This is a genomic window from Streptomyces sp. NBC_00236 (assembly GCF_036195045.1).
GTDB lineage: Bacteria > Actinomycetota > Actinomycetes > Streptomycetales > Streptomycetaceae > Streptomyces.
Genome location: NZ_CP108100.1, coordinates 211,599 through 223,346, shown reverse-complemented (window position 1 = coordinate 223,346; position 11,748 = coordinate 211,599). Strand labels below are relative to the sequence as shown.

The window sequence follows — 11,748 nt, the reverse complement described above, 5'->3', positions numbered from 1 at the left end:
TGTGTATTCTCCGGGCGGGGATGATTTGCCACAGTGCGGCAATAAATGTCCGAAGTTATGCTGCTGGCAATTCATCCTTCCGGAGAGGACACGCCCGTGGCTGTGGGACCTGTGGAGTACCTCGTCGTCGCCTTCCCCGGCAGCCGGTTCACCGGTGCCATCGCGCCGGCGCTCGCGGAAGCGGTGGCGTCGAAGGCGGTGCGCATCATCGACCTGACCTTCGTGTACCGGGCGGAGGACGGTTCGATCGAGATCGTCGAACTGGATGACCTCGATCCGGACGACCTGGTCTCGTTCGAGCCGGTCGAGGGTGAGGTCGGCGGCATGCTGAACAGCGACGACATCCGGACCCTGGGCGAGAGCGTGCCGCCGGGCAGTTCCGCGGCGCTGATCGTGTGGGAGGACCTCTGGGCGCTGCCCCTCACCGAGGCGGTCCGCGCGTCGGGCGGGCAACTCGTCGCCCATGAGCGGATTCCCGCAGACGTAGCGGAGGCCGCAGTGGCGGCCGCCGCGTCCGCAAGCTGACAACGCACCGCACCGGAAAGGCGTACGGCATGCCGATCTTTCGAGGACCTGGAATGAACCGCCGCGGGCCCGGTCTGCTCGGCGCGGTGGCGCGAACGGCCGTCGTCGCGGGAACCGCCTCGGCGGTCAGTGGCCGCGTCCAGCGGCGCCAGCAGGCGAGGTTCGCCGAGGACGACTCCGAGCAGATGGCCGAGGAGCAGATGCGTCAGCAGACGCAGATGCAGGCGGCCCGGCAACAGGCTCCTCAGCAGCAGGCCGCCCAGGCGCCCGCCGACGATCTCATCGGTCAATTGGAGCGACTGGCGGAGCTGAAGAAGCAAGGCATCCTGACCGATGCCGAGTTCGAGGCCCAGAAGGCAAGACTTCTGGCGGAGTGAGGCCCGCCGGGCCGCCGCCGGGCCCGGTGGGTGAGAACGCGATTCCTGCGGTCGCGTTCTCTCCGCCGCGCCCTTTCCGTGGCCTCCCCGTGTCCTCTCCATAGCCCCTGCGGGGCCTTGCCGCGGACTTCCCGGCGCTGGACGAGCCGTGGCGCGCCGCATGAACGACTGGTCGCGCGGTGACGGAATCCGGACGGCACGTCAGCACGGCGCCCCAGGTCGGATGCCCTGTGCACCTCTCCTGACGCACCCGTCGGCCTGCCCCGCGCGCTCGATCGATGATCATCGGCGTTTTACTTTGTCGATTTCCCGACATCATGCGACTTTTGATCCGGCCAGGCCGAAATCAATTCGGATACGCGTCGGGAAAAGAGGAATCTCATCGTGCAAACCGCCAGGGCCGTCCCGGCAGCCTCTGTTCTCAACCTGCGGGATCTGGGCGGCATCGCCCTCGGGCCCGGCCGGCAGGTGCGACCCGGCGTGGTGCTGCGCTCGGGGCAGCTCAGCGGGCACGATCCGGTACACGACGCGACGGTGGCCGTACTCGGCATCCGTACGGTCGTCGACCTGCGGACCGCGGACGAGCGGGCCTCGGCCCCCGACCGTCTGCCGCCCGGCGCCCGGCTGTTCGTCGCCGACGTGCTGGGTGACGATCCGGGCGTGGCACCGGCCAGGCTCCGCGCCCTGCTCGCCGATCCGGTCGAGACCGAGCGGCTGCTCGGGGGCGGTAAGGCCGAGGAGATGTTCGCCGAGACGTACCGGCAGGTGGTGCTGTCGCCGCGGGCGGCCGCCGCCTACCGGGCCTTGCTCGAGACGGCGGCCGACGACGCCGCGCGCCCGGTGCTCTTCCACTGCACGACAGGCAAGGACCGGGCCGGCTGGGGGGCGGTCCTGCTGCTGCTTCTCCTCGGTGCCTCGCGCGATGCCGTCCGGGAGGAGTTCCTCTCCGTGAACCCGGTGATGCGGGTCGCCTTCCGGCCGTCCGTGCAGAGCTATCTCGACGCGGGCGGCGACCCGGAGATCGCCTCCGCGATCATCGAGGTCCGGCCCCGCTACCTCGACACGGCGCTGGACGCCATGGACGAGCGCTGGGGAGGGATCGACGGGTACGCGCGCGACGGACTCCGCATCCCCGAAGCCGCGCTGCGGCGGCTGCGCGACGACCTCGTGGTGGCAGCGGGCTGACCGACGGCCGCACGGCACCGCGTGACTCCGCCCCCGGCGATTGCGCCGGGGGCGGAGTCACATCCGGGCCGGGACGCAGCGCCGCCCCGCGTGGCAGGGCTGCGCCCGCAGGCGCGACCGCGCGCCTCACACGTTCAGCAGCCGCTCGGTGAGGTCCCGGTAGTGCTGCAGCGTGACGCGCAGCTCCTCGGTCCGCATCTCGGGATCACCGTCCCGTCCGACGGTCCCGAGTGTGCGCCGGCGCTCTTCGAGTGCGTCCTTGAGGCCCTCGACGACGGTGTCGAACGTGCTCTCGGCTTCCTCGACCGCGCGGCGGGGGCTCTCGACGAACTCGCTCACCGCGTGCTGGATCCGCAGGGCGAGCTTGTCGTGGTCGCCCTCCGGGAAAAGGGGGCGCGGTGCGTGGGACGCACGTGCGTCGGCGGCATCCGCCGTGCGGTCCCCGTTCAGCGGCGCCGCGGCGGGGGTCCTCGTCAGCGGCCTGCCGCCCGGGGCGCTGCCCGGCTGCGGCCTTCCTGCGGTGCCCGTCGCTCCGGCGCTCGTTGCGCGAGTCTCCCGGGCGCCGCGGTCCGCGCCACCGTCGGGAGCGGTGGCCCGGGGCTTCTTGGCTGCCTCGGGAACGTCGCTGGGGACGGGCGGGATGTTTCCGGCGTCGTGCGTCATGCCTTGCCACTTCCTTCCGCGTGGTGCGGGTGCCGACGAACAGGTCGGTCCGTTCCGTTCGATACGAGGACGTCGAACAGGCCGCGGGCCTCCAGCAGCGCCTCCCGCAGGTCCTCCGTGCCGCTGTCGCCCTGCCGGGCGGCATGCACCCGGCGATAGCCGTTGACGTGTTCGGCGTGGTGAACGGAGAGCGCGGCGCTCTGCTCCCCGAAGTCGCTGCCGTCGGGGAAGCCGAGATCCCGGGCCAGTTCGGCCAGCAGGATGTCCGCCTCTGCCACGGCTTGCTGCGGCGCGTCGACGAAGCCGCCCTCGATCCGCGTCCAGCGGTCCGCGTACTGGGCGCGCGCCTCGGGCGTCAAGGGGCGCTCGTGCAGGGAGCGGTGCCGCTTCAACCGCTCGTGCAGCTCGCGTTCGGCGGCCTTCGTGTCGCCGTCGTGGCCGGCGACGGCCCGGTCGTACTCGGGCCCGAAGCGTCGCCGCATTCCCTGGCCGCCTGCCTGCCGTGTGTAAAGGAACGCACCTGCGCAGACCGCCACCAGGGCCACCGCGACGATGATCACTACGGTCGTCATGGTCACCACTCCCGCCGGGTCCCGGTTCGCGTGTGGCTGTGCATCACTCTCACCATCCCTTTCGGTCGTGTCCCGTCGTCGTCCGGACGGGCGTGCTGCTCGTGTACCCCGCCCTCCGCGGTGCAAGGGTCCGGCGCCTGCCCGCCCGGCCGGGTCCGGCCGGACGGCGTGGGTATCGTGAAGGGGCCGCACACCACAGGCATCTCCGAGAGGGGCATCACGGTGACCGAGCGCAAACCTGCGGGTGTCAGCTTCGAGTCATGGGTCGACAAGCAGATTCGGGAATCCGAGCAGCGCGGTGACTTCTCGCAGCTGCCGGGGTTCGGCAAGCCCCTCGAAGGACTCGACCGCCCGTACGACGAGGCGTGGTGGATCAAGGCGAAGATGGAGCGCGAGGGGATGTCCGTGCTTCCGCCGGCGCTGGCCCTGCGCAAGGAGGCGGAGGAAACGCTCGCCGCCGTGCCCGGGACGCGGACCGAGGCTCAGGTGCGGCGGATGCTGGACGAGGTGAACGAGAAGATCGCCGAGGCCGTGAGGCGGCCGCCGCCCGGCCCGCTCCTGAACCTCGGACCGTTCGACGTCGAGGCCGTCGTCGAGGAGTGGCGCACGGCGCGCCGCTCCTCCTGAAGCCCGTGGTGGCGTGGCGCCCCATCCCGGGTGCGTAATACTCGGGGAATGAAATCAGGCATTACGTCGCGAGCACGCCGGACCCTGGGCGAAGACGTCGGGATCAGGCGGGCCGGTGCACGGGACGCGAAACGCCTGACCCGTCTGGTCCGTACCTCCCGCGCCTACGAGGGCCCGTACGCACCCATGGTCGCCGGCTACCGGGTGGGTCACGACTACGTCGAGACGCACAGGGTCTTCGCGGCCGTGGGGGAGACCACCGGCCGGCTGCTCGGCTTCTACGCCCTGATCCTCGACCCGCCCGAGCTGGACCTCATGTTCGTCGCCGACGACGCGCAGGGCGCCGGGATCGGGCGCCTGCTCATCGGGCACCTGAGGGACGAAGCGCGGGCGGCCCGGCTCGCCGAGGTGCGCATCGTCTCGCATCCGCCGGCCGAGGGCTTCTACACGAGCGTGGGCGCCCACCGGACCGGAACCGTGCGGGCCGCACCGCCCGCGGTGATGTGGGACCGTCCCGCCCTCGTGCTGCCGGTCGGCTGAGAGCGGCCGGGTAGCCGGCGTCCCCGCTGGGCGGCGGGCAGCCCGGTGACCGGAGGTCTACCGTGTGGGAAAAGGGGCACGAGACGTACAGATGCTGCGCCCAGGCGGACGGAGGTCCACGGTGAGCCCACCCGAGGAACAGGGACAGGACCGCGGATGGGGGCGCCGGGAGACGGAGGAGGAACGGGCCGACCGCCGGTGGACCGATCTGCTCCAGGAACTGCGCGTCGCCCAGACCGGCGTACAGATTCTCTTCGGCTTCCTGCTCGCCGTCGTCTTCCAGCCGCGCTTCACGGATCTCTCCGACACCGACCGCACGATCTACGTGGTCACGGTGATGTTCGGCTCCGCCACCGCGGGTGCGCTCATCGGGCCCGTGTCCTACCACCGGCTGCTGACGGGGCGGCGGATGAAACCGCAGACGGTCACCTGGGCGTCCCGGCTGACCGTGATCGGGCTGATCCTGCTGTTCTGCACGATGTGCTCGGCACTCCTGCTGATCCTGCGTGTGGCGCTGCACAACGCTCTCGCCCTCTGGCTGGTGGGCGGGATGGCGCTGTGGTTCCTCATCTGCTGGTTCGTCTTCCCCGCCTGGGCGCTGACCCGGTCCCCCGGCCGTCGGGACGAGCGGTGACGGCACCCGGAGTCACGGTGCGCCGGTGTCCTCGGAGTGGTGGACGTCCGTGAGGGTGAAGAGCCCGCCGTCGGGATCGATGAGTGTCGTTTCGCGGCCTTCCGGCCGGGACAGCTCCTCGACGAGTGAACCGCCGTGCTTCCGGGCCGTCGCGACGGCGGCGGCGACATCGTCCACCGGGAAATTGACCTGCCAGTGCGGGCGGACCAGGAGGTCGGGGGCAGCCCCGAGCGCGCCCGAGCTGATCCGGGCCAGCTGGCGTCCGCCGCACTGGACGACCACCTCGTCCTTCGCGTACGCCACCTCGCAGGAGCCGGGCCGTCCACTCGCCCAGTCCAGGACCTCGCCGTAGAAGATCGCAGCGTCGAACGCATTGCGTGTGCGCAGCCGCAGCCAGGCGTGCGCGTGCCCGTCCGGGGCCGGCGGCGACGTCGCGGGCGCGGTCCGCTCCCAGATGCCGAAGCCCGCACCGTCCCGGTCGGCCGCCAGGGCGCCGCGCCCCTTGCCCAGCGTCAGCGGGCCGACCGCCACGGTTCCGCTGCGCTCCCGGATCCGGCCGGCGGTGACATCGGCGTCCTGGACGGCGAAGTAGGGCGTCCACGCCACCGCGACGTGGAAGGTGGTCGCCACGGCACCGATCCCGGCGACGGGCACGTCACCGCGGCGGGCGACCGAGAACTCCTGGCCGAGTTTGCCCGGCCGGAACGTCCAGCCCATCACCGGGCCGTAGAACTCCTGGGCGGACTCCAGGTTCAGGGTCATCAGATTGACCCAGCAGGGCGCCGCCGGCCCGGTCAGCGGTGCGGGCGCGGACGCCGTACCAGAGGTACTTCCGGTCATGGTCCTACTGCCTTCATGGGGGGTGCGGCAGATGTGTGCCGGTGGCCCTGGGGGCCCTCACCAGCCTCTCCGCGGGCGGCCGCTCCCGCAACACGCGGCGGCGCGGCCGGCCGGTCGCAAGGGCGTGCGACCGGGTGAAGATCCGTTTTCCGGGAGGACGGCCGCCGCTCCGGGACGCGGGCGGCCGCTCAGTCGCGACGCTCGTCGTCGTCCCGGTGGAGCGTCTCGTTCCCGTGATCACCGAGCTCGTAGGGCGACAGCCCGCGGCCGTCCGGAGGGAAGGCGTCGTCACCGTGCACGTCGGGCTCCTCGACGTGCGTGCGATGGTCCGGTGCCACCGGCTGCTCCTCGGGCCTGGGCGGCGGCAGTTCCTGATCGCGCCGCCGCTTGCCCAGCCAGAAGGCGCCGATCAGCACGGCCACCAGGACCACGCCGACGACGCCCAGCACCGCTCCGGTCGCGCCCCGTCCGTCCGCGAGGGTGATGGCCAGGGAATTCAGGGCTCCATCCGATACATCCATGCTTGCCGGATACCCCGGGGCGAGGCTGTCACTCGACTCTGGCATCGAATTCATGTTTTAAGTGGATATGGCCGCCGAAAATGTTTGGAACGGCGTGGGCTGCTCGTTCCCGGGTACCCGCGGGGCTTCCGGGCCGCCCGTGTCGCAGGCGTCCGCCCGCGGGGCGAGCCTGGAGATGACCCCATGGGAAGGAACCGCGGTGAACAGCACACAGCAGAAGCAGCAGTCCGAGGAGAGCCGGGACGGCCGCGAGGTGTCGGTCGTCGTCAGCGGGTGCGGGAAGGACGACGCGCGCACGGTCTTCGACGTGCTGCGGGCCGCCTTCGTCACCGACCGGGCCTCGGTGGACGTACCCCAGGACGTCGACGGCAAGCAGCCCACGGCATGGGTCGTGACCGTCGACGTCGCCGAGGCCCGGGTGGTGTCCGGGTCGGTGCGGCTCGGCGGGCCCGTCACCGCCGACGTCCAGGGCGGCTACTGGGCGGTCGACCGGCTCCGGCAGAGCCTGGCGGACGCCTTCGCCGTGCAGGTCGTCGGCACGGTCTCCGGTGACCAGGAGGAGGAGGTCCGGCTGCGGCTGAGGAACAAGTAGGCCGAACGCCACGCCGCCCCGGGTTCACGACGCGAAGCCGCCACCGGACTGGTAGAAAGCAGGCAAAACTACCTCTCGAAAGGTGCCGTCACGTGGACCCGACCAGCCGGGGGAGGAGCGGCGAGGGGGAAGGGCGGGCAACCGGCCACCGTTCCGCCCTCACCCTGAACATCAACGGAACCGATCACACGCTGACGCTCGACCACCGCACCACGGTCCTGGACACGCTGCGCCGGCACCTGGGCCTGAACGGGGCGAAGAAGGGCTGCGACCACGGTCAGTGCGGAGCCTGCACCGTGCTCGTGGACGGCCGGCGCGCCAACAGCTGTCTGCTGCTGGCCGTGGCGCAGGACGGGGCCCGGATCACCACGGTCGAGGGCCTGGCCGGGGACGACCGGCTGCACCCGCTCCAGGAGGCCTTTCTGGAGCGCGACGCACTCCAGTGCGGTTACTGCACACCCGGGCAGATCTGCTCGGGCATCGGCGTTCTGAGCGAGGCGCAGGACGGCTTCCCGTCCCACGTGACCGCGCCCACCACGCCCGTCACCGTCCCGGTGGCACTCGACGCCGCCGAGATCCGCGAACGCATGAGCGGCAACCTGTGCCGGTGCGGTGCGTACCCCCGTATCGTCGAGGCGATCGGGGATGTCGCGTCATGAAGCCCTTCGCCTATCTGCGCGCGGCGTCGGTCGCCGAAGCGGTCCGCGAGAGCGCCGCCCGCCCCGGGGCCCGGTTCCTCGGCGGCGGCACCAACCTGGTCGACCTGATGAAACTCGGCGTGGAGAGTCCCGGCCTCCTCATCGATGTCAGCAGGCTGCCGCTGGACCGGGTGACGGACACGGCCGACGGCGGACTGCGCATCGGAGCCACCGTCCGCAACAGCGATCTGGCCGCCCATCCCGCTGTCCGAACGCGCTATCCCGCACTCTCCCAGGCGCTGCTGGCCGGGGCCTCGGGCCAACTGCGCAACACCGCCACCACCGGCGGCAATCTGCTCCAGCGCACCCGCTGCCCCTACTTCCAGGACACGTCGAAGCCCTGCAACAAGCGGGAACCCGGCAGCGGCTGCCCGGCCCGTGAGGGAGCCCACCGCGACCTCGCGGTCATCGGTCATTCCGCCGCTTGCGTGGCCACCCACCCTTCGGACATGGCGGTGGCGCTCGCCGCCCTCGACGCCGTGGTCCTCCTGCACGGACCGGATGGCCAACGGACGGTGGCCGTCACCGAATTCCACCGGCTGCCCGGGGACGACCCGAGCGCGGACACCGTGATCCGGCCGGACGAAATGATCACCGAGGTGGTCCTTCCTCCGCTTCCCGAGGGCACGGTCTCCCTCTACCGCAAAGTCCGCGACCGTGCCTCGTTCGCGTTCGCCCTCGCCTCCGTGGCGGCCGTCCTGCGTGTGCGCGACGGGCGGATCGAGCACGCCGCGCTGGCGTTCGGCGGACTCGCCCACCGGCCGTGGCGCGCCCGCACCGCCGAGGAGGCCCTGCGCGGCGCACCCGCGGGCGATGCCGTGTACCTGAGCGCGGTGGACGCCGAACTGGCCGCGGCCCGGCCGCTGCGCGACAACGCGTTCAAGGTGACTCTGGCCCGCCACCTGGCCGTCGACGCCCTGGCCGCACTCACCGCCCGCGCTTGAGGGTGCCGGCCCTTGAAGCCGCCGCCCGTTGGAGATGCCTGCGCCTGAACATGCCGGCGCCGGAAGACGCCCGTCCCCCGGGACGCCCGCCAGCGGGTGGCCCCTGAACAGTCGAGGATTCCGCCATGAGCCACGCCCCCCAGCCGCTCGGCGCCCCCGTCGTCCGCCGTGAGGGCCGGGACAAGGTGACCGGCGCCGCCCGCTACGCCGCCGAGCGCAACCTGCCCGGCTGCCTGTACGCCTGGCCCGTTCCCGCCACCGTGCCGTGCGGCCGGGTCGCCGCGATCCGGACCGCCGACGCCCTCGCCCTCCCCGGTGTCCGCGCCGTACTCACTCACGAGAACGCGCCACGGACCCAGGAGCCGGACGACCCGGTCCTCGCCGTCCTCCAGAACGACCGTGTGCCGCACCGCGGCTGGCAGATCGCTCTGGTGGTGGCCGACACCCTCGAAGACGCACGGGCCGGCGCCGAGGCGCTGGACGTCACCTATGAGACGGCCGCGCACGACGCCGTCCTCACCGCGGACCATGCCGGCCTGTACACGCCGGAGACCGCCAACGGCGGGTACCCGGCTGTGCGTGAACGCGGCGACGTCGACCGCGCGTTCGCCGCTGCGCCCGTCCGGGTGGACGCCACGTACACGGTCGGGCCGTTGCACAACCACCCCATGGAGCCGCACGCCACGACCGCCCTCTGGTCGCAGGACGGGCACCTCACCCTGTACGACTCCAGCCAGGGCGCCACCAAGGTGCGCGACAGCCTCGCCACGGTGTTCGGACTCCGCCCGGACCAGGTCACCGTCGTGTCGCGGCACGTCGGCGGCGGATTCGGCAGCAAGGGCACTCCGCGCCCGCAGGCCGTGCTCGCCGCCATGGCCGCGCTCCACACGGGGCATCCGGTGGAACTGGCCATGCCCCGGCGTCACATGGCCGCCGTGGTCGGCCACCGGGCACCCACCGTGCAGCGCGTCCGGCTCGGTGCTTCGAGCGACGGGACCCTCACCTCGGTGGCCCACGAGATCATCACGCACACCTCCACCGTCAAGGAGTTCGTGGAACAGGCCGCCGTACCGGCCCGCGTGATGTACGGATCCGCACACAGCCGGACCGTCCACCGGGTCACCGCGCTCGACGTGCCGAGCCCGTCCTGGATGCGCGCCCCGGGCGAGGCGCCCGGCATGTACGCCCTCGAATCCGCCATGGACGAACTGGCATCGGCGCTCGGGCTCGACCCCGTCGAACTGCGGCTGCGCAACGATCCGGCCGCCGAGCCGGACTCGGGGAAGCCCTTCAGCAGCCGCAATCTCGCGGCCTGTCTCCGGGACGGCGCCGCACGCTTCGGCTGGAGGGACCGCGACCCGCGTCCGGCAGCCCGCCGGGAAGGCGCCCTGCTGCTCGGTACGGGCGTCGCCGCCGCCACCTACCCCGTCTACGTCGCCGCCTCCCATGCCTCGGCGCACGCCGCCCCCGACGGCTCCTACCGCATCGCGGTCGATGCCACCGACATCGGCACCGGCGCCCGGACCGTCCTGGCCCAGATCGCCGCACAGGTGCTGGAGACGCCGGTGGAGAACGTGACCGTCGACATCGGCGACAGTGATCTGCCGGACGCCCCGCTGGCCGGTGGCTCCTCCGGCACCGCCTCCTGGGGCTGGTCCGTGCACAAGGCAACCACCGCCCTCGTGGCACGGCTCGGCGAGAGCTCCGAACCGCTGCCCGCCGCCGGAGTGACCGTCACCGCGGACACCACCGAGGAGGCGGCCGAGGAGTCGCCCTACGCACGCCACGCGTTCGGGGCCCACTTCGCGGAGGTCACCGTCGACCCCCGGACCGGTGAGGTCCGCGTCCGCCGGATGCTCGGGGTCTTCGCCGCCGGCCACATCCTCAACTCCCGTACCGCACGCTCCCAGTTCATCGGCGGTATGACCATGGGGCTCGGCATGGCCCTGACCGAGAGCAGCTCCCTCGACCCGGTCTTCGGCGACTTCACCGAGAGCGACCTCGCCTCGTACCACGTGCCGGCCTGCGCAGATGTGACCGGCCTGGAGGCGCACTGGCTCGACGAGGACGACCCGCACCTCAACCCCATGGGCAGCAAGGGCATCGGAGAGATCGGCATCGTAGGCGCGGCCGCGGCCCTCGGCAACGCCTTCCATCACGCCACCGGCGTCCGGCTGCGCACCCTCCCGCTCACTCCGGACCGGGTGCTTGCCGCCCTGCACTGAAGCGTGTTGCAGAAGTCTTGGCTTGGGCAGGCGGAGCCCCTGTCCGCCGGGCACGTATGTGCCGGTCACCGGGGGTGCAGGGCCGGATGTGTTGCGCATCCGGCCCTGCGGCCTCACGCTGAGGAGTGACCCAGAAGTGACATCTGCTCACTCTTCGTATTCGGGGGTCGTTCGTTCAACGGGGCGAAGCATGTGGGCCTCGATGTGAGGAGCCTCGACGATGACCGTTCCACTCGACCGGCACTATCTGGTCGAACTCCAGGTATCGGCAGAGCGTGTGTCCCAGCTGCGACGGATAGTCGCCGCACACCTCCGCCACTGGAGTCTCGAACTCCACATCCGGCCCGTGTGCCGTGCTGTGGAAGAGCTGCTGACCAACGTCCAGCGGCACGTCGGCGACGACAACACCTGTGTCCTCGAACTCCGCTGGTCCGGACGGCACCTCACGGTCTCCGTCGCCGACAACGGTTCCGACATGCCGCGGCTGCTCCAGGAGGGCGGCGGCCTCAGCCGGGTCATGGCCCTCAGCGACAGCTGGGGCACCTGCCGGACGGCCGAGGGCAAGGTCGTCTGGTTCACCCGCTACGCGCAGGAGCCCCAGCTCATCGAGCTGGTGCCGCTGCCGCCGCTGCCCGGGGTCCGCGAGTCCCGCCGGGCGCCTGCCGACGTGGTCGAGGAATTCCCCACGGCCGCCCCGGTCCGGACCGGCGCCCCCGCCCTCGTCTGAGGCGCGCCGCACGCAGCGGCCCCGGCGCCCCGGCCCAACCCTGCCCCCATTCCGGCGCGGATCGCATGCCTCAGGCAT

15 protein-coding genes are annotated in these 11,748 nt (G+C 71.9%); 11 read left to right on the top strand and 4 right to left on the bottom strand.

Annotated elements, in window-relative coordinates; all coding sequences use genetic code 11:
- The first annotated feature begins 96 nt into the window (after nt 1–96).
- The 3 genes from OG446_RS01065 to OG446_RS01055 all read left to right on the top strand — a co-directional run bounded on the left by OG446_RS01065 (nt 97) and on the right by OG446_RS01055 (nt 2,087).
- Nucleotides 97–525, top strand: a complete 429-nt coding sequence (locus OG446_RS01065; RefSeq protein WP_328892197.1) for a DUF6325 family protein — start codon at nt 97–99, stop codon at nt 523–525.
- Between the two features lie 53 nt (nt 526–578).
- Nucleotides 579–902 (top strand): SHOCT domain-containing protein, encoded by a 324-nt coding sequence (locus OG446_RS01060; RefSeq protein ID WP_328892196.1) that lies wholly within the window; start codon nt 579–581, stop codon nt 900–902.
- 384 nt (nt 903–1,286) lie between these two features.
- Nucleotides 1,287–2,087 (top strand): tyrosine-protein phosphatase, encoded by an 801-nt coding sequence (locus tag OG446_RS01055; RefSeq protein WP_328892195.1) that lies wholly within the window; start codon nt 1,287–1,289, stop codon nt 2,085–2,087.
- Between the two features lie 126 nt (nt 2,088–2,213).
- On the opposite strand, the gene OG446_RS01050 is transcribed toward OG446_RS01055, so the two are convergent.
- Entirely contained in the window at nt 2,214–2,750 is a 537-nt protein-coding gene (locus OG446_RS01050; RefSeq protein ID WP_328892194.1) for a hypothetical protein, read from the bottom strand.
- Nucleotides 2,747–3,322 carry a hypothetical protein gene (locus OG446_RS01045; RefSeq protein ID WP_328892193.1) on the bottom strand — a complete coding sequence of 192 codons (576 nt, stop codon included), beginning with the start codon at nt 3,320–3,322 and terminating at the stop codon, nt 2,747–2,749. Before OG446_RS01045 ends, OG446_RS01050 begins: the two co-directional genes overlap by 4 nt.
- Before the next feature lie 222 nt (nt 3,323–3,544).
- On the opposite strand from OG446_RS01045, the gene OG446_RS01040 reads away from it, so the two are divergent.
- The 3 genes from OG446_RS01040 (at nt 3,545) to OG446_RS01030 (ending at nt 5,123) form a co-directional block, all read left to right on the top strand.
- Nucleotides 3,545–3,949 carry a J-domain-containing protein gene (locus tag OG446_RS01040; protein ID WP_328892192.1) on the top strand — a complete coding sequence of 135 codons (405 nt, stop codon included), beginning with the start codon at nt 3,545–3,547 and terminating at the stop codon, nt 3,947–3,949.
- A gap of 48 nt (nt 3,950–3,997) precedes the next feature.
- Complete coding sequence (locus OG446_RS01035) at nt 3,998–4,489, top strand: GNAT family N-acetyltransferase (protein ID WP_328892191.1); 492 nt, start codon at nt 3,998–4,000, stop codon at nt 4,487–4,489.
- A 91-nt stretch (nt 4,490–4,580) separates the two neighbouring features.
- A complete protein-coding gene (locus OG446_RS01030) occupies nt 4,581–5,123 on the top strand; it encodes a DUF6328 family protein (protein ID WP_328892190.1) in 543 nt (180 codons plus the stop codon).
- A 12-nt stretch (nt 5,124–5,135) separates the two neighbouring features.
- On the opposite strand, the gene OG446_RS01025 is transcribed toward OG446_RS01030, so the two are convergent.
- Both OG446_RS01025 and OG446_RS01020 read right to left on the bottom strand, forming a co-directional pair.
- The gene (locus OG446_RS01025) at nt 5,136–5,963 is read right to left on the bottom strand and encodes a VOC family protein (RefSeq protein WP_328892189.1); all 828 of its coding nucleotides are present in this window, start codon (nt 5,961–5,963) and stop codon (nt 5,136–5,138) included.
- Nucleotides 5,964–6,151: 188 nt separating this feature from the next.
- On the bottom strand, nt 6,152–6,484 hold the full coding sequence (locus OG446_RS01020) for a DUF6479 family protein (protein ID WP_328892188.1): 333 nt from the start codon (nt 6,482–6,484) through the stop codon (nt 6,152–6,154).
- 199 nt (nt 6,485–6,683) lie between these two features.
- On the opposite strand from OG446_RS01020, the gene OG446_RS01015 reads away from it, so the two are divergent.
- The 5 genes from OG446_RS01015 to OG446_RS00995 all read left to right on the top strand — a co-directional run bounded on the left by OG446_RS01015 (nt 6,684) and on the right by OG446_RS00995 (nt 11,670).
- Entirely contained in the window at nt 6,684–7,076 is a 393-nt protein-coding gene (locus tag OG446_RS01015) for a hypothetical protein (protein ID WP_328892187.1), read from the top strand.
- Between the two features lie 92 nt (nt 7,077–7,168).
- Nucleotides 7,169–7,735, top strand: coding sequence for a 2Fe-2S iron-sulfur cluster-binding protein (locus tag OG446_RS01010; RefSeq protein WP_328892186.1), 567 nt, complete (start codon nt 7,169–7,171; stop codon nt 7,733–7,735).
- Nucleotides 7,732–8,718, top strand: coding sequence for an FAD binding domain-containing protein (locus OG446_RS01005; protein WP_328892185.1), 987 nt, complete (start codon nt 7,732–7,734; stop codon nt 8,716–8,718). The genes OG446_RS01010 and OG446_RS01005 overlap by 4 nt, the downstream gene beginning before the upstream one ends.
- A gap of 125 nt (nt 8,719–8,843) precedes the next feature.
- Nucleotides 8,844–10,943, top strand: coding sequence for a xanthine dehydrogenase family protein molybdopterin-binding subunit (locus OG446_RS01000; RefSeq protein ID WP_328892184.1), 2,100 nt, complete (start codon nt 8,844–8,846; stop codon nt 10,941–10,943).
- A 220-nt stretch (nt 10,944–11,163) separates the two neighbouring features.
- Complete coding sequence (locus OG446_RS00995; RefSeq protein WP_328892183.1) at nt 11,164–11,670, top strand: ATP-binding protein; 507 nt, start codon at nt 11,164–11,166, stop codon at nt 11,668–11,670.
- The last annotated feature ends 78 nt before the right edge of the window (nt 11,671–11,748 follow it).